General features: G+C 35.4%; 19 protein-coding genes. 14 read left to right on the top strand and 5 right to left on the bottom strand.

Going from position 1 to position 17,377, the window contains the following annotated elements:
• Window positions 1–787: 787 nt before the first annotated feature.
• From RV15_RS15575 to RV15_RS15565, 3 genes are read left to right on the top strand one after another with little or no spacing between them, the layout of a single operon-like run.
• Window positions 788–1,642 (top strand): S8 family peptidase, encoded by an 855-nt coding sequence (locus tag RV15_RS15575; protein ID WP_083429218.1) that lies wholly within the window; start codon window positions 788–790, stop codon window positions 1,640–1,642.
• 18 nt (window positions 1,643–1,660) lie between these two features.
• A complete protein-coding gene (locus tag RV15_RS15570) occupies window positions 1,661–2,662 on the top strand; it encodes a hypothetical protein (RefSeq protein ID WP_071878931.1) in 1,002 nt (333 codons plus the stop codon).
• Window positions 2,640–3,143 (top strand): hypothetical protein, encoded by a 504-nt coding sequence (locus tag RV15_RS15565; RefSeq protein ID WP_071878930.1) that lies wholly within the window; start codon window positions 2,640–2,642, stop codon window positions 3,141–3,143. The genes RV15_RS15570 and RV15_RS15565 overlap by 23 nt, the downstream gene beginning before the upstream one ends.
• A 117-nt stretch (window positions 3,144–3,260) precedes the next feature.
• Here RV15_RS15565 and RV15_RS15560 read toward each other — a convergent pair whose 3' ends face one another.
• The 4 genes from RV15_RS15560 to RV15_RS15545 all read right to left on the bottom strand — a co-directional run bounded on the left by RV15_RS15560 (window position 3,261) and on the right by RV15_RS15545 (window position 7,703).
• Window positions 3,261–4,691 carry a 6-phospho-beta-glucosidase gene (locus RV15_RS15560; RefSeq protein ID WP_071878929.1) on the bottom strand — a complete coding sequence of 477 codons (1,431 nt, stop codon included), beginning with the start codon at window positions 4,689–4,691 and terminating at the stop codon, window positions 3,261–3,263.
• Window positions 4,692–4,817: 126 nt separating this feature from the next.
• Window positions 4,818–6,149 (bottom strand): PTS sugar transporter subunit IIC, encoded by a 1,332-nt coding sequence (locus RV15_RS15555; RefSeq protein ID WP_071878928.1) that lies wholly within the window; start codon window positions 6,147–6,149, stop codon window positions 4,818–4,820.
• 236 nt (window positions 6,150–6,385) lie between these two features.
• Window positions 6,386–6,805, bottom strand: coding sequence for an effector binding domain-containing protein (locus RV15_RS15550; RefSeq protein WP_071878927.1), 420 nt, complete (start codon window positions 6,803–6,805; stop codon window positions 6,386–6,388).
• A gap of 124 nt (window positions 6,806–6,929) precedes the next feature.
• Window positions 6,930–7,703, bottom strand: a complete 774-nt coding sequence (locus RV15_RS15545) for a MurR/RpiR family transcriptional regulator (RefSeq protein ID WP_071878926.1) — start codon at window positions 7,701–7,703, stop codon at window positions 6,930–6,932.
• 234 nt (window positions 7,704–7,937) lie between these two features.
• Between RV15_RS15545 and RV15_RS15540 the strand changes: the two genes are divergently transcribed.
• From RV15_RS15540 to RV15_RS15490, 11 genes are all read left to right on the top strand, one after another.
• Entirely contained in the window at window positions 7,938–8,378 is a 441-nt protein-coding gene (locus RV15_RS15540) for a MerR family transcriptional regulator (RefSeq protein WP_071878925.1), read from the top strand.
• Complete coding sequence (locus tag RV15_RS15535) at window positions 8,375–8,932, top strand: NAD(P)H-dependent oxidoreductase (protein WP_071878924.1); 558 nt, start codon at window positions 8,375–8,377, stop codon at window positions 8,930–8,932. The genes RV15_RS15540 and RV15_RS15535 overlap by 4 nt, the downstream gene beginning before the upstream one ends.
• A 154-nt stretch (window positions 8,933–9,086) precedes the next feature.
• Window positions 9,087–9,629 carry a dihydrofolate reductase family protein gene (locus RV15_RS15530; RefSeq protein WP_071878923.1) on the top strand — a complete coding sequence of 181 codons (543 nt, stop codon included), beginning with the start codon at window positions 9,087–9,089 and terminating at the stop codon, window positions 9,627–9,629.
• Window positions 9,630–9,892: 263 nt separating this feature from the next.
• Window positions 9,893–10,336, top strand: coding sequence for a CopY/TcrY family copper transport repressor (locus tag RV15_RS15525; protein ID WP_071878922.1), 444 nt, complete (start codon window positions 9,893–9,895; stop codon window positions 10,334–10,336).
• A 42-nt stretch (window positions 10,337–10,378) separates the two neighbouring features.
• Window positions 10,379–10,579 carry a heavy-metal-associated domain-containing protein gene (locus tag RV15_RS15520; protein ID WP_071878921.1) on the top strand — a complete coding sequence of 67 codons (201 nt, stop codon included), beginning with the start codon at window positions 10,379–10,381 and terminating at the stop codon, window positions 10,577–10,579.
• 351 nt (window positions 10,580–10,930) lie between these two features.
• Window positions 10,931–13,033: a BglG family transcription antiterminator gene (locus RV15_RS15515; RefSeq protein ID WP_071878920.1), complete on the top strand. Its 2,103-nt coding sequence runs from the start codon at window positions 10,931–10,933 to the stop codon at window positions 13,031–13,033.
• Between the two features lie 21 nt (window positions 13,034–13,054).
• On the top strand, window positions 13,055–13,360 hold the full coding sequence (locus RV15_RS15510) for a PTS sugar transporter subunit IIB (protein WP_071878919.1): 306 nt from the start codon (window positions 13,055–13,057) through the stop codon (window positions 13,358–13,360).
• 30 nt (window positions 13,361–13,390) lie between these two features.
• On the top strand, window positions 13,391–14,680 hold the full coding sequence (locus RV15_RS15505; RefSeq protein WP_071878918.1) for a PTS sugar transporter subunit IIC: 1,290 nt from the start codon (window positions 13,391–13,393) through the stop codon (window positions 14,678–14,680).
• A gap of 13 nt (window positions 14,681–14,693) precedes the next feature.
• Window positions 14,694–15,095 (top strand): hypothetical protein, encoded by a 402-nt coding sequence (locus RV15_RS15500; RefSeq protein ID WP_071878917.1) that lies wholly within the window; start codon window positions 14,694–14,696, stop codon window positions 15,093–15,095.
• A 24-nt stretch (window positions 15,096–15,119) separates the two neighbouring features.
• Window positions 15,120–15,983, top strand: coding sequence for a class II fructose-bisphosphate aldolase (locus tag RV15_RS15495; RefSeq protein WP_071878916.1), 864 nt, complete (start codon window positions 15,120–15,122; stop codon window positions 15,981–15,983).
• Between the two features lie 4 nt (window positions 15,984–15,987).
• Window positions 15,988–16,611, top strand: a complete 624-nt coding sequence (locus tag RV15_RS15490; protein ID WP_071878915.1) for an AAA family ATPase — start codon at window positions 15,988–15,990, stop codon at window positions 16,609–16,611.
• Between the two features lie 231 nt (window positions 16,612–16,842).
• Here RV15_RS15490 and RV15_RS15485 read toward each other — a convergent pair whose 3' ends face one another.
• Entirely contained in the window at window positions 16,843–17,322 is a 480-nt protein-coding gene (locus RV15_RS15485; protein ID WP_071878914.1) for a GNAT family N-acetyltransferase, read from the bottom strand.
• Between the last annotated feature and the right edge of the window lie 55 nt (window positions 17,323–17,377).

Raw genomic sequence — 17,377 nt, 5'->3', positions numbered from 1 at the left:
TTAACTTCTTATCAAATAAAACACGACAAAAAAGAAGCGGTCAATGACACTTGATTTTTGTACAATGAAAGAAGCTAGTTGTAATGCTAGCGACTATTGGCGACTTGTTTGGGCAGTGGATGCTGACTTTACAAGGACTTCAAGTATAAGGTTCCCGCCAGATACTTGAGGTGCCAATGGTTATTTATATGTGATGTGTAGCTTTATGAACTTTTCTTAGATCGTAAAGCTTTTTTCGTTTCTATCCTATACCAATAAGTATAAAGAACTTAACATGAATAATCAATACGAACAAAGGAGAAAACTAATTGATTTTTTATACATACATTAAATCGTGATGTAGCGAATATTCATAGTGCTGTTGTTGCGTTTGAACGAGCTGATTCTCAGACGAAAAAGTTATTTGAAAGGCCATTTGCTGGTTTGATGAAAAAGCTAGCTTTAAGAGCGGTCCTCTCGGGGAAAATAGGCTAAACTCGATCTTTTAATTTTTAAATTAAGGAGTGGATTGCGTGAAAGCAGATAAAGTTAGAAAGAAATGAGTTGAATACGAAGACAAATTTCGTTGAAATAGGTAGATGTCGCCTATTTGTCTGTGCCACAATTATTTTTGAAACAAAAAAGTATGAAGCTATACTAAATGAAATTAATCTTTACATATTATAAAGTATATTATATGATGAATTTTAATGAATAAGAAAATTCTGACAATTTAGACTGTTTTGTGACTCAATTTGTAAAGAAACATATCTTAAAAAAGATTAGATAGGTGGTGAATTATCTGGAAATGAAGTTAAAAAATGTGTTCTATGTTCTTGTAAGTATTTTTATCATTGGTTTTCTTTATCAGTATAGTAGGAAAAGTGAAGAATCATCATTGACTAAGTTTGACTATCAAATATTCTCAAAAAAGCATTCAAACTCAGAGCAATTGAAAAATAGAATGGTTAAGATAGGAATTATTGATGGAGAATTAGCTGACAATCATATAGCGTTTTCTAAGATGAATTCCATTATTAAAAAGACTATAGTTCCTATGAATAAAAAAGAAGACACCATACACGCAACATCTGTTCTAGGTGTTATCAGTCAAAGTAGTTATAATGGTTTTAAATATGGGCTTGCAGATCCTAAATATTTAGATGTATATAATGCTGGTATTCTATCTGCTGGTATTGCAAAACCTAATGATTTACTGAAAGCAATTGAGTGGTGTCTCGAAAATCAAGTAGAAATTATAAATATCAGTATCGCATTCAACAAATTTTCTGAAGAACTTTTGGAAGTAATTAAAGAAGGACAGAAAAAAAATATTTTGTTTGTTATTTCAAATGGGAATTTCGATACTACCAAACGAGATATACCAAATATAGAAAACGTCATTTTTGTAGGAGCTCTAGACAGTAATTTTAAAAAATCTTCTATGAATTCTTCAAACAAAGCAAATTATTATTTTCCAGGAACTAAAATAGTAGCGCCAAGCTATGGGAAAAATGAATATTCAGAGGTAGAAGGGACTACTTACTCAGCTGCTATTGCTACAGGTCTACTAGCTACTAAACTACAAAAAGATTTGAAGTTTGAGATAACCTTCAATGATTTAAAAGAATACCTGAAATCTATTGAAGTTATTAATAAATAAGCATTAAGGAGATGGAGAATGAAGAAAATTGTCGTAAGTTTGTTAATGATTTTAAGCTGTGGATGTATAAGTAATACAGCATATGCGATTACAAATGATCCCATTAGTACAACAGAGAAAAAGATTTTGACAGAACTAGAAAAATCAAGTAATGAGGCCACAACATTTGAAAATGTTGAGATTGATTTAGAAGAAAGCGAGTTAATTATTAAAGCGAAAACGCAGATTGACGACGAAACAAGAGAAATTGAGATTGTACAAGAATTTCAAGAAGACTCTATAAACTCTAATGGTATGAAAGTATCTGAGAAAAATGAAGAGGAAACAAATAATTATAGTCTCTATTTTGGTACATTGGAACAGAAAGAAAGGCTAGAAAAAGCAATTGAAGAAGAAAAAAAATTATTGGAAGAAATCGAACAAGGAAAGTACTCAGAAGAAGAACTTCAAAAAATTGAATTGCCTACTAAAAACATAATGGAAGATGAAAGTACACATATTACAACAGAAGAACAATTTGCGGATACTGCCATAGTTGTTACTGATGAAAATACACTCGAACAAAGGGAAATATTACCAGAAGATGGTGTAGCCTCGGGTTTTGCACTAGGGCCAGGAATTAGGATTGCGATACCAGTTGCACGAGAATTAATCAGACTATTTTTTGCAGCAGTTGTAGGAGGATTACTAGGAATTGCATTAACTATTTTTTCTCGAAATGCAAATTACAGACAGTTTTATGATCATTATAGAGCAGTGAGAACTGGGCGAGTAGGAATCGTAGTTTATTCTGGTATGAACTTAAATACAGCTGTAAATTACATGAAGCTACGTGGAGATTTATGGTCAACAACCTCTACAGGAGCCTACAATGTAGCTCGTTTAGCTGGTGGGCTAAGAGGTGGCAAGTTCCAACCGCCAATAGCAGATAGGGCGCATGGAGCCGGTAATTTCGCACATTATCATACTTGGAATAGGTCTGGAGGGCATTCATTTTATGGTGTGGCTTCAAACAAATAGGAACAAATATTATTATTCAGAGGATATACACAGTCAGCAATATCAAGATATTGCTAACTTAGCTTTAAAACAAGGGTGTACATTTTTTGAATTTTGTATTCGTCATGATATTGATTTTAAAGGAGATAACACCTATTCATATGATAAAAAAGCATATGAATTAATTAGTGATTTAGATTCATTTTTAGTTACTAAAATTGAAACAAATAGTTGGGCAACTTCAATGGTAATTGATCGTGAAAAAGTAGTGGAAGTATATCGCTTTGTATTCAATTCAGATTCACTATCCATTCTTTTAAACTATTCAAAATCAATTGGAGATTGGCAAGGTCCGAATTTGCCAGAAGATATTACATTTTTCCAGGATCATAAAATGTGGTTAGGTACAGTTGGACATGAAAAAATGTCATGGTGGTTTTTGACAGACGAAGAATGTCAAGAAGTTAGAAATATGGGGATTGATTTATTCGGAGGAGCATAGGAAACTTTTGACTATTTTTTCTGATACTCAATAATTTGCTTGTATAGTAAAAAAAGTAAGGGGAAATTAAATTGTGTTTATGCAATTTAGTTTCCCTTACTTTTATATCTAAACCTCTTACAACTCTTCACCATTACTCTTAATCACTTGCTGATACCAATCAAACGACTTCTTCTTAGAACGCTTCAACGTCCCTTGCCCTTCATTATCCTTATCCACAAAGATAAAACCATACCGTTTCTTCATCTCACCAGTTCCCGCAGAAACCAAGTCAATAAAGCCCCAAGGCGTATACCCAATCAATGGAATGCCATCAAACTCAACTGCTTCTTTCATCATCTCAATATGAGCTTTCAAATAATCGATGCGATATTGGTCATTAATCGTGCCATCTGGTTCGATTTCATCGATCGCACCAAAGCCATTTTCCACAATAAACAACGGCAATTCATAGCGCTCATTAAACCAGTTCATGGCATAACGCAAGCCTAACGGATCGATTTGCCAACCCCAATCAGAAGCTTCTACATAAGGATTCTTAACTAAATCTTGCGACTCATCATAATCAAAAGCAGGGCCTTTTTCATGATCTTTAATCGCAAACGACATATAGTAGCTAAAGCCAATATAATCCACGCAGCCATGCGTTAAATCAGTCAAATCTTGTTCCGTAATATCTAAATCAAAGCCTTTACGAGCCAAATAGTTTTCCATAAAGCTAGGATAATGACCGCGAACATGAACATCGGTAAACCAGTACCGTTTTTGCATCGCACTGACTGACATCATCATATCTTTCGGATCACAGGAATAGGGATAAATTGGACACATCGCGATCATACAACCAATTTGGAAATCAGGATTGATTGCGTGACCAATTTTAACAGCTTGCGCACTGGCTACTAACTCATAGTGAGCCGCTTGATACATAATTTTTTCGCGATCTTCACCTTCTTGGTACTTAATACCAGAGTTGGTAAAAGGGGCAAAGTCTTCAGCGTAATTCGCTTGATTATTGATTTCATTGAAGGTCATCCAATAAGTCACTTTATCTTTATAACGTTCAAAACAAACACGAGCAAACTTCGCAAAGAAATCGATCATTTTACGATTACGCCAGCCACCATATTCAGTGACTAAATGATACGGCATTTCAAAATGAGACAAAGTAATCACAGGTTCAATTCCATATTTTAAACATTCGTCGAACAAATCATCATAGAACTGCAAGCCTGCTTCATTTGGTTCTGCTTCGTCTCCATTGGGGAAAATCCGCGTCCAAGCAATCGATGTCCGGAAACAATTTAGCCCAAGGTCTGCGAATAATTTTACATCTTCTTTATAATGATGATAAAAATCGATGGCATCATGATTGGGGTAGTTTTCGCCTTTTAACACGCCGTCTGTAATTCGTCTAGCCACACCATGAGCGCCAACGGTCATAACATCAGCAACGCTAATACCTTTACCACCTTGATTCCAACCACCTTCTAATTGATGAGCGGCAACTGCGCCGCCCCAAAGGAAATTTTCTCTTAAAATTGACATGTAATCTTCTCCTTTAATTTTGTTCATTTACTGTACTTTTGAATAATAAAATCGCTACACAGATGGGAGGAAGCATTTGAACGGATCAGCTGTGCAGAGATGTTTAAGTCAGTTTAGAAATGGTTTTTAAGCTTCTGCTTCAATTTCTTCTAATACTTCTTCTGTAATAGGTTGATTTGTTTCTTGCGCATAGTTGATTGCATCCATTTTTCTAGCAAATGGTAAGTAAATAAAGAATCCTAACGTTAAGACAAACACTTGTAGTAAGGCCGCTTGCCAGCCACCAACTAATAATCCAGAAATGATCGGAGGCGTTGTCCAAGGCACTTGAACCGCTGTAAATAATGGGACTAAACCTGTATATAGAGCAAAGTAAGTAATAACAGATGACACGACAGGCGTTAAAATGAACGGAATTGCCATGATCGGATTCATTACGATCGGTGTAGCAAATGTGATTGGTTCATTGATATTGAACACGGCAGGTCCAATTGACAAACGCCCTAGTTGTTTGAATTGGGCTGATTTTGCAAAGAATACCATATAAACCACTAATCCAAGTGTCATACCAGCACCAGTTACAGTTAAAAATTGATCTAAAAATTGTTGTGTCACGATATGACCACCGTTTGCAACGGTTAATTCTTTACCAGATTTTAAAATATCGGTGTTTTCCAAAGAGTTCGCTTGTAAAATCGGACCCATAATTCCGCCGACAATCGTTGAACCGTGCACGCCGAAGAACCAAAATAATGGAACTAAGAATCCAAGAACTAATGCACCACCTAGTGAATCAGTAACCCCTTGAAGTGGAGATTGCAACACTTCGTAAATAAAATCAAAAAAAGTTGTTTTAAAGACTTTGTCAAAGAAAATATAAACAAACATTGCACCAGTGATCAAAGCCGCAGCCGGAATTAATGCAGTAAATGAGTTTGCGACATTTTCAGGAACTGCTTCAGGTAATTTAATCCGAATATCATGACGTAAGAACCAACTGTACACCCAACCAACAATCAGACCAACGATGATCGCTGTGATCATTCCTTTACCAGCAGTCCAGTCTTTGTTGATGATGTTGCCAATTGTTACACCGCTGTCTACATCGGTGATTTCAGAAGACATAAATAAGATAAAGACAACAAGGGAGATCATTCCAGCAGGTAGACCTTCAAAGCCTTCTGTTTTTACATAAGAATAGGCGATTCCGATTACGGCAAAAATAGACATGATGGCAAAAGAGGCACCGTATGCTTGATTGAAGTAAACTGCAAGGCCACTATCAGTAACCCAGTTTGCAAAAGATTTAAGTGGAAAATTAGCTAGTAATAAGAAAATAGAACCGACGATCGTAAATGGCATCGTATACAACATACCATTTCTCAACGCTGTAATCGCTTTAGTATTAACGAATTTTAACACGGGTGGTAGAACTTTTTCATTGATCCATTCATTCATTCTAAACCTCTCCTTTGGCTAACTAAAGTAACGGAAAATAAGTGCATGTAGTAGTATTTCAATAGAGCGGCCGCTCTGATTCGAAAACTTTGAATGCGTTTACATATTTACTATAAAAGAATTTTAGACCAATTCCTAGAGCTTGAGCTTGTTGAGAAACATGTACCAAGTAAAAAAACAAATCAGATAAAAAAATAGAAGAAAATCGCTACACGATTTCCTTCTAAATTGCCGTTTTATTTACTAACTGCTGGTAGTTTGATTGTGATTTTACCATGTTCAAAATCGATTAGTTGAATGTTATTTGTTCCGCCGATTCCGTATTCATCAGATTGATAAAGCTCACCATAACAGGCACCGATAAAGTGATCGATATCAGCTAACGTTTCCCAAGGACCCGTGAAAACGGCATAATCACCAGCCGATATTTCAAAGGTCCGATTACCTTCGCTATTTTCGATCAGATATTTATAAGTTCCATTACTTTCGTCAGGGTTATTGATAATGATTACCCGTACACTGTTTAATTCGGTAGGTAATATTTCTAGCTTTTGATTATTCACCTCAGTAAAATCTTCTGGTGTTTTAGGAATAGCAAATTTGTACTGTTTTCCAGTGATTACTTCGTTGTCCAAATGTTCGATGGTAAATGGCATTAACAGTCACAGCCTTTCGTCGAGGTCTTTTGTCTAGAAAATACGACAGACCTTTATACAAACAATAGCAACGCCCACATATTTTGTCAAAGTTTCAGCATAAGAAATAGTTTATTGATTGTGTTTATTGAGCATCATCTTTTAGTGGATTCTTTTCTGCAAACTCGTTACTTGCTTGATGAGCAAGTAACTCGATCAATGCAATTACGGGAATTTGTGTGGTGATATTGATAGAAGGATCAGCGTAAACAGAGCGTTCATCCGGCATATAATATGAAATATTGTAGTCCGCTAAACGGGAAATAGTGGAATGTTCATCATTGGTAATACTCAAAATCTTAGCACTAGATCTTTTAAAATCAGTAACTTGCTTGATTACTTCAGTCGTTTCTCCTGAAACAGAAAGAATAATCGCTAAGGTATTTTCAAAGCCTCTTTGGGGGATCGGTGTGAATGGATCACCAATACTGTAAGCATTGATGCCCATATTTGCAAAATAGCGGCTACCATAAGTACCTAAAATGCCACTCGTACCGATACCCGAAAAAACAATGTGACGGGCCAAGGCAATCATCGTAATTGCAGGTTTCAGAGTTTCATAATAAGTTTGCTGGTTGATCCGCTTTAAAAAAGAATCTACGTGAATCGTAGCATCAGAATATTGTTCAAACGATTGTTCTTGCAGTTTTTCTTCCTTTTTTAAGACATATTTTAATTCTGAAAAACCGTCAAACCCCATTTTAGAACAAAAACGCAAAATCGTTGATGTGGACACGTGACATTCAGCAGAAAGTTGACGAATCGTTAGTTTAGGAATTCTACTCATATGCTCTAAGATATATTGATAAACTAGCATTTCCAGTTCATTCAATGAGTGAACTTTTTCTAAATCGAACAAAAAATCCCTCCTGTACAAAAGATAACTGTTTCATCTTTTTTTTAGAAAAGAAACAGAATATTGCTTCCTTTATATTGTACAGGAAAGGGCGGTATTTCGCTTGTTATTACTCCCTACTAGTAACATAAATACAAATAGTTGGACAATTGAAATTTCCATTACTTCTTTTGGTTGACATTGCTCTTTAGTTCAATGTTAAGATACAGCTAGATAAATTAAAAAGGAGTTGCAACAATGTATAAAATGAAGGATGTATCAAAGGAAATGGACATTCCACTTTCGACGATTAGATACTATGAACGCCAAGGAATCACTATCGGAAAGCGACAAGATAATGGTTATCGCATTTTTGATGAAGCAGATAAAATTCTATTAGAATATCTAATTGTTATGAAACATGTAGGTTTCTCTATAGAAGAAATTAAAGAACTATTGAATTTTTTAGAATTTCCAGAAAGTGATGCATGTAGCGAGCGATCTAATCAGTTATTGTCTAAAAAGGAATTTGAAATCAAACAAAAAATCAGACATGAGCAAATGGTTTTAACGTTAATTCAAGAATTAAAACCAAAAATCGTCGCAAAAGAATACGCGCAGTATGAAGAAGAAATCAATAAGAAAATCAGCAGTATTTACCAGGAAATTCAACAATCTAAGTTAGGAGAGAAAAAATGAAAACAACGATTATTTATGCTCATCCATGGAAAGGTAGTTACAATCACGCAATCTTGAATAAATTGCTGCAACGCCTAGAGAAGGAAGGAGCAGCATATCAATTGATTGATTTGAATAAAGATCAATTTGATCCAGTTTTTTCTGAAAAAGATCTAGCTTTATTTTCTAAAGGAGAAACAACAGATCCGCTCGTTCATCGCTATCAAAAAATCTTGGGAGAAACCAATGAATTATTTATTATTGCCCCGACATGGTGGTATGAGTTTCCAGCAATTGTCAAAGGTTTCTTTGATAAAGTGATGCTTAAAAATATTGCTTATGATGATTCAGGTATAAGTCTGAAAGGATTATTTACGAATATAAAAACGACAACGATCATCAATACAGGCACAGCTCCTAAGTGGTATTTAAAGTATGTTAAAGGGAATTATGTCAAAACTGTTTTTATCAAGGGGACGCTTAAAGATATTGGGATTAAAAACGTGAAGTGGAAGTATATTGATATAAATAGAGCTTCTGAAGATAAAAGAACGCAATTTTTAGAGCGGGTTTAAAATAATCGTGTAAAAATAAATACAACTCACACAATTGGGGTAGCTATTTTTTATTTGCCTGTTGCATTGAATAAAGTAGTTGACGAAAATAATAAAACAAGTACAATGAATAGTTCAGAGTATCTATATTTCTAGAGCTTAAGGAGGTCTTTTTATGAGTAGAGAAGTTATTTTATACATCGCAGCAAGTGTTGATGGCTATATCGCAGAACCAGACGGCAGTATTGATTTTTTAGGTGGCGGGATCGAATTAGTGGAAGAGGATACCAGTTATCAAGATCTGATGGAAAAAATCGATACGGTAGTAATGGGCCGAACGACGTATGATCAAGTGGTTAATGAATTATCTCCAGAACAATATCCATATGAAGAGCAAGCATCTTATATTATCACGAGTCGTCCAGACGAAAACGCTGAAAAATTAATTTTTACTAGTCAAAATCCTGTAGAATTGATCCAAGAATTAAAAGAACAAGAAGGTAAAGCGATTTGGATCGTTGGAGGGGCAAGTATTATCGCACCATTAGTTGAAGCAAATTTGATCGATACCTATATTCTTACGACAATTCCTACGATTTTAGGGAAAGGAATTCGTTTATTTAACGAATTCAATGGACCAGTAAATTTGAAAGTAGAGCAAGTTTATGTGAAAAATGATATGGTGTATACAACGTATACAAGAAGAGCATTTTCATAAAGTAAAGTTACGCAAATAGTGTTCAAAATCGGTGTAGAGAAAATGCTAAAACGTCATTGAAATAGTAAAAAAAACTATTTTTACAACGTTTATATAGCCAAAAACTTCTGGAATTTCTAACAGAAGTTTTTTTGTTTGTCTATGAATAAAAACTTCTCTTTGACAAATCATAAAAATAGAGCTATCATTAATACATGATTTGACTACGGTTGTAGTTTTTTATTTCAAGGCTTTTTAACAAACTAGTAAAAAGGAGACTTTTTATGTCAGAAAAGAAAAAATCATTAAACATCACTGATGCAGAATGGGAAATCATGCGAGTTGCTTGGACGACCAAAGAGACGACAAGTAAGGAAGTAACAGAAATCCTAAATGCAAAGACTGAGTGGAAAAGTACTACAGTGAAGACCTTATTGAGTCGCCTAGTTGATAAAGGAATGTTGGGAACAACACGTAATGGCAATAAATTTATCTACTTTCCTTTAGTTGAAGAGCGTAAAAGCATCGAGGCACTTTCAGAAGAAATGCTGGCCAAAGTCTGCAGTAAAAAAGTCGGCAAGGTTCTTGAATCCATTATCAATGAAAGCTTGTTAAGCTTTGACGATATTGATGAATTAGAAGCGCTGCTGAAAGAAAAAAGAAAGTCAGCTGTAAAAGAAGTAGCTTGTAACTGTACGCCAGGACAATGTCAGTGTCATTTAGTTTAATTAAAGCAAATTCACTAAAATAATTATAAGGAGTGTTTATCAATGGAAAAAACAGTAACGATCAACGGAATGAAATGCGACGGTTGCGTAAACATTGTCAAAGAAAATTTTGAAAAAATTGCAGGGGTTCAATCTGCAAGTGTTGATTTAGAGAACAAATCAGCATCTGTAACAAGTGATAGAGAGATTTCAAATACTGAGTTGCAAAATTCATTATCAGAAACAAAATTCACTGTAGCATAAAAATAAGCTGAAATAAACGCCTGTTTATTCAAATAGAAGAGGTTGGTACAGAAGCGTCTAATCCCGAGAAATAAGAAGGAATTTACGAAAATTGCTCTTCAAATTTTTGTGAATTTCAGCTTATTTCCGAAGGGATTGCTTCTGCTCCCACCGTTTATTCGGATAAAAAGAGCCTGAGGTATAACTTGAAAAGTTATGTCCCAGGCTCTTTTTTTGTATACTAATGCTGCGACTATTTGTTATTCCAATGAATGTCTGCGCTTACATTGTTGCAAATAAAGATTGCAACAATGTCTACTAATCAAGCGACCCGTCCAACTATATAATGAAATCAGACAAGGAGAGAAGCACATGAAAGATCGAACGATACAAATATTTAAACGATTTATTTGTTCAGAATATTCTTTGACTCTAGATGAATTAAGCGAGGATTTTAAAGTTAGCAACAGGACAATCAGAAATGAGCTTAAAGCAATCAATGAGTTTCTCATCAGTCATAAATTACCAGAGATTAAAACAATTCGAAACAGAGGCATGTTTTTAACACTAGAGCAAAGGGAAAGAAAACAACTAGATACGTTGATTGATGAAAAAAATGAATTCGAATATTTGAATCGAGAGGAACGGATCTTTGACTTGATCATGGCTTTTTCTTTATCGGAGGATCCTATTTTTTTATATCAAAAAGAATCAGAGTATCAAATATCAAAAAGCACAATGGACGAAGATATGCGTAGGGTCAGAACTATTCTTCTAGAGTATGGTATTGAAGTGTTGAGTATTCCTAAACAAGGGATCGTTTTAAAAGGATCAGAGCGAACGATTCGCACGATGATTTATGATGTGATCAACCAATCAATTGATAGCTTGTTGTTTCTTGATGAAAAAGAAGCTGGTTTGAGCGTTTCAGAAAAACACTTATTTCGTTATATTCCTAAAAATGTATTAAAAAAAATCGATCGCGTGTATCATCAAACGATTTCTTCAAGAGAAGATATTTATCGAAATCAGCTGGTCATGTTTACAGCTGTCTGGTTAAGTCGTTATTTAAGACAGGAATTGATCCCAAGCTCTGACTGGGAAGTTTGGACCACAGATCAAAATAAGCTTAGGAGCTCCTTTGTTGATCAACTGTGTAAAACTTTAGCAGTTAGACCGCCAACATCTGAATTAAATTATATCCTTTTTATGTTGGAAACCTTCAATACCGGGAGTATCAGCAATTCTGTTGAATGGGTCCAAGCCCAATTACTGTCGATCCAGCTGATTCAATTTGTCGAACAAACTACCCAAATTCCCTTTTCCAAAAAAGAGGAATCGCTACATGAAGGCTTATATCGTCATATGGCTGGCTTGATTAGCCGGGTAAAAAGTGAAATACAAATTTTAAATCCATTAAAAGAAACAGTCAAACGCTATTATGGAAATATTTATTTTGCGATTGAGAAATTTGCACCAACGATTGAAGCAATGACTAAAAATCAACTTAGCGATGATGAAATTGCCTTTTTGACTATTCATTTTTCCACGTCCGTCAGTGCGATCAATCAAGAGCTGAAATATACCTATAAAGCAGTTGTGGTTTGTAATCATGGAACAGCTACTGGTCGATTATTGGCAGAGCATTTAAAAGAACTGTTTAGTATTGAGGTAGTAGCTGTCCTAAGTACAGGTGAGATAGAACTGATCAAAAAACTAGATGTTGATTTGATTTTTTCAACACTTAGTTTAACGTATTCTGAAAAGCCGATTTTAGTAGTAGATCCGATCATCAGAGTAGAAAGTCGGAAAAAGGTTCAAGAGTTTTTAGAACGAAATAGACAATTTAAACGTTTGGTAAATAATAACAATGATTCTACTGAGTTATTTTATAACGTGCTTGATTTGATTAAAGAAAGCGGTGGTACGATTTCTAGCGATATCTATCAACAATTAGAAACCACTTTTGATCAGAATCATCTAAAGATAAATAAAAGGGAGTTGCAGCCGATGCTAAAAGATGTCTTAAAGAAAAGCGATATCTTGTTATTAGAGAAATGTTCAGATTGGGAGAGTACGATTCGACGAGTGGCACTTCCACTATTAAAAGAAAACTGTATTAAAGAATCTTATGTCAATGCCATGATTGCTTCTGTTAATGAATTTGGTCCATACATCGTGATGGGAAAACACTTGGCTTTAGCTCATGCAAGGCCAGAAGATGGCGTAAATAAGCTTGGGATAAGCGTTGCAACCTTAGCAGAACCTGTTGTCTTTGGTAATGAAGAAAATGATCCTGTGAAAATTATTTTTTGTCTAGCAGCAGTGGATTCTTTTTCCCACTTGAATATTATGAAAAGCTTGATTGAATTGATCAATGACGAAACAAAAATCGATCATTTAGCGCGCTGTACCAATGTAGCTGATTTTGAAACAATTTTATATGAAGAAGCGTTAAAAGAAACAAAAAAATAAAAATGACAGGAGCGAATCATCATGAAAAAACTAACGATTTTATTTGTTTGCGGAGCAGGCTTAGGCAGTAGTTTTGCTGCACAAATGGCAGCAGAGGATGTATTAAATCAGAAAGGAGTCGAAGCGAAACTTGAGCATACAGACATCTCATCAGCGGTTTCTATGAATCCAGATATTATTATTACAGCACAAAATTTTAAAACGCAATTTGAAAAATTTAGTATCGATGAAGAAAAAACAGCGATCATTTATCTGAAAAATATTGTTTCCAAAGCTGAAATAGATGAAAAAATAACACCAGTTTTACAAGCAAAAGGTGTTATTTAACCACAAAAATTATAATGGAGGGGTTTTATCATGGGGGTAGTTAATTTTATTATCGAAAATATTTTAACACAAGCATCGATCACGATCAGCATGATTGCGATGTTGGGATTGATTCTACAAAAAAAATCGATTGGTCAAGTGTTATCGGGATCATTAAAAACGTTGTTAGGGTTTCAAGTGTTAAGTGCTGGTTCTAGCATTATTGTTGGGAGTCTGACCTATTTTGGCGAGATTTTTACAGAAGGATTTCATATGCAAGGAATCATTCCTTCTATCGAAGCGATCAACGGACAGGCAATGAATGAGCTTGGATTAGGACGGGATATTGCGTTAACATTTTTGGCTATTTTTGTATTTAATATTTTGATTGCTCGTTTTACAAAGTGGAAATATATTTTCTTAACAGGTCAAGCGATTTTATGGATGGCGACGATGACGACGGTGTTTGGATATTTTGCAGGACTTCGTGGGCTCGTATTGATCATTGTCGGAGGCTTTATCGGGGGTGTTTTTGCTGTCGCAATGCCGGCGATCGCTCAACCTTTCATTCGAAAAATAACAGGATCAGATGATATTGCCCTCGGACATTTTTGTACGATTGGTTATTTATTTGAAGCAGGTGTTGCTTGGATTTTTGGCGAACGCAGTGAAAACAAAAAGTCAGTGGAAGACCTTAAACTGCCAAAATCATTTGAGTTTCTGCAAGATACGTATTTGTCTGTGATGGTCGTGATGGTTCCCTTATATATTGTCACCGTGTTGTTTGCAGGAGAAACATTCGCTTCAACCTTATCAGGCAATCAAAACTATATTATGTTTGCCTTTTTACAAGCGATTCAATTTGTAGTTGGTGTTTATGTATTGTTGGCAGGGGTTCGGTTGTTACTTGGAGAAATCGTACCAGCATTTAGAGGAATCGCAATGAAACTCGTCCCAAATGCAATTCCAGCACTAGATTGTCCGGTATTTTTCCCATATAGCCCAAATGCAGTGATTCTCGGCTTTATCACAACAACAATCGGGGCGGTTTTAGCGATGTTCATTTTGCCAACATTTGGCTTGGCCATGATTTTGCCAGGAATGTTGACTAACTTTTTTGCAGGCGGTACCGCGGGGATTTTCGGAAATGCAGTTGGCGGTAGACGGGGAGCGATTATTGGCGGAATCGCGCATGGCTTCTTTATTACTTTATTACCAGCTTTATTGGTGACGATCTTCAACAGTATGGGATTTATCAATGCTACGGCTACTGACGTGGATACTGTTACTGCGGCGCTCTTATACGCCTGGATCATTAGCCCAATCATGAAAGCTTTTTAAAAGGGGTGAAAATATGTTTGATTTCCTGAAAAAGAAAAAAAAGAACGTTATGAAAGTAGAAGTTGAAGAGGTGTTGACAGAGGAAGAGAAAACTGAAATGCGTAAAAAAATTGCTGAAATTACGTTAGAAATAAATAGGTCACAGCTGACAGAGACAGTACTAGCTGGAAAATGTGAAGAAGCAGGATTACTATTAGCACAACTAAATGAAATTGATTCAGCCATCACATCGCTAGAAAAAAGTCAGTCCTATCAGAATAGTATTGGACAAGGCTACAAAAAATTAATGAGTTTATACAATCAAAAACGAGCGGAAGCGGCAAGAAATGGCGATGATGCTGGAATTGAGCAGTGGATGAATAAAATGGATGATATGCGGCAAATCGCCAAAAAAGTGACGATCAGCGGCCAGTAAAATTGAAAGATAGGGGAGAAATAAATGTATACAACATTGAAAGAAGTCACAAAAACTGCGGAAGAATTGAATTTTACAGTAGGTGCTTTTAACGCCCACAATTTAGAAATGCTACCTGAAATGATTCGAGCAGCCAAAGAAATGGGTGCACCAATTATTATCCAAACCAGTGTGGATACAGCTAAATACATTGGGTATGATGTGTTAGTTTCGGTAGTCAAAACAATGGCTGAAAAAGAAATGGTTGATGCAGTTCTTCATTTGGATCATGCAAGAAATTTTGACGATATCAAAGAAGCTATTGATCTTGGCTACACATCTGTCATGTATGATGGTTCTCATTTGCCATTTAAAGAAAATATTTTAAAAACCAAAGCTGTGGTGGAATATGCCCATAAAAAGGGTGTTTCTGTTGAAGGCGAGCTGGGTACAATTGGGGGAACTGAAGAAGGGATTCATGTAGAGGAGAACGACAAAGTCTACACAAAACCAGAAGATGCTCGTACTTTTGTACAGGCTACAGGAATCGATGCTTTGGCCATTGCGATCGGAACGAATCACGGTCAATTTAAATCCAAAACAGAAGTCAACATACCTTTATTAAAAGAAATTAACGCAGTGGTTGATATTCCACTAGTCATTCATGGTGGAACAGGCGTAAAAGAAGAAGACTATCCCGAACTAATTAACAATGGTATCCGTAAATTCAATGTAGGGACGGAACTCTTAGTGAATTGGACGAAAACAGCGAAAGAATCATTTGAAGAAACTACCGTCAATAAATCATTACGCTACAATATCATTCCAGCTAATGAAGCATGCCGTGATATCGTCAAACATAAAATAGGATTGTTTATGAATGTAGAAAATCCACTCCATATAGGGTAGGCAAATGAAGAAATTTTTGATTTTATTGGCTGGCAGTCCTGCAACGGGGAAGACTTATCTGATCCAAAGAATCAGTGAACAAATTCCAGATATCCTCCTGATTACGCCAGATGAAGGCAAGGAATTACTTGCAGATTCAGTTGGTTTTGACACGCTTGCTGAAAAGGCTCTGTTAGAAAAGAAGGTTTGGCACTTTTATTATGGTGTTCTAGCGTTATATATGGATGTTGGGAAACAAGTGATTGTGTCAGAATACCCATTTAGTGACAAGCAAAAAGAGAAACTAGCACGGTTAGCCGAAATCTACGAATATGAAGTGATTACTGTTCGTTTAGTGGCCGATTTTGAAGTATTATGGGAACGAAGACACAAGCGTGACCTAGAGCCTGATCGGCACCTTAGTCATTTAATGACACATTATCATTTTGGAGACAACTTAGAAAATCGCGTAATGGCAGATAACCATATTACAAAGGAAAAATTCAAACAAATAATTGAAGCAAGAGAATACAATCAGTTTCAGCTAGGTGAATTACATGAATTTGATGTTACAGATTATCAGAAAGTTGATTATAGCGCTCTAATTGAATACTTGAAAAATAAAATTGAGAATGCAACTGAAAAGTAATGTATTCACGAAAATAGAGGAGGTTGGGACAGAAGCGTCTAATCCCGAGAAATAAGAAGGAATTCACGAAAATTGCTCTTCAAATTTTTGTGAATTTCAGCTTATTTCCGAAGGGATTGCTTCTGCTTCCACCGTTTATTCGGATAAAAAGAGCCTGAGGCATAACTTGAAAAGTTATGTCCCAGGCTCCTCTATTTTGTATGAACAAAAGATAAGAATGCAGTTATAGGTTTATTTTGCTTCTTTGCGATACACCATCAAATAATTCATTAGCATGACACCGTTGCGATATTGTACCTTTTGTTCCACTAATTCAAATCCAAGGGATTCAAAAAACGGTTTAGCTGTGATAGATGAATAGACAGTAAGTTCTTTTGCCCCAGTTTTCAATGCATGATCCATTAAATCTGTAGCTAGCATTTTTCCGATACCATAACCAATCCATTTTTTATCAACATACAATAAATCGAGTTCACCAGTATCAGTGATATTGCCAAATCCAATAACTTCCATTCGATTCAGAGCAACAATGCTATAGGTCGACGAAAGTCTAGCGTGCCATTTTTCATAATCAGGGTTTAACTGAACCCATTGTTCGATTTGTTGTTGTGTATAGTCTTTTTTATTGATTGCTTGAACCGTTCCGTTAAATATAGCAAGTATATTTTCTAAATCAGATTTTTCATATTTTCTTAAACTGAATACAGTCATTATTCCTTCACTCCTATTCATTAAACTTAGTTTAATCACATCAAAGAGATATGTC

Source organism: Enterococcus silesiacus (assembly GCF_001886225.1).
In the GTDB taxonomy this organism is placed as follows: domain Bacteria; phylum Bacillota; class Bacilli; order Lactobacillales; family Enterococcaceae; genus Enterococcus_L; species Enterococcus_L silesiacus.
This window is presented reverse-complemented; position numbering and strand designations above follow the sequence as displayed.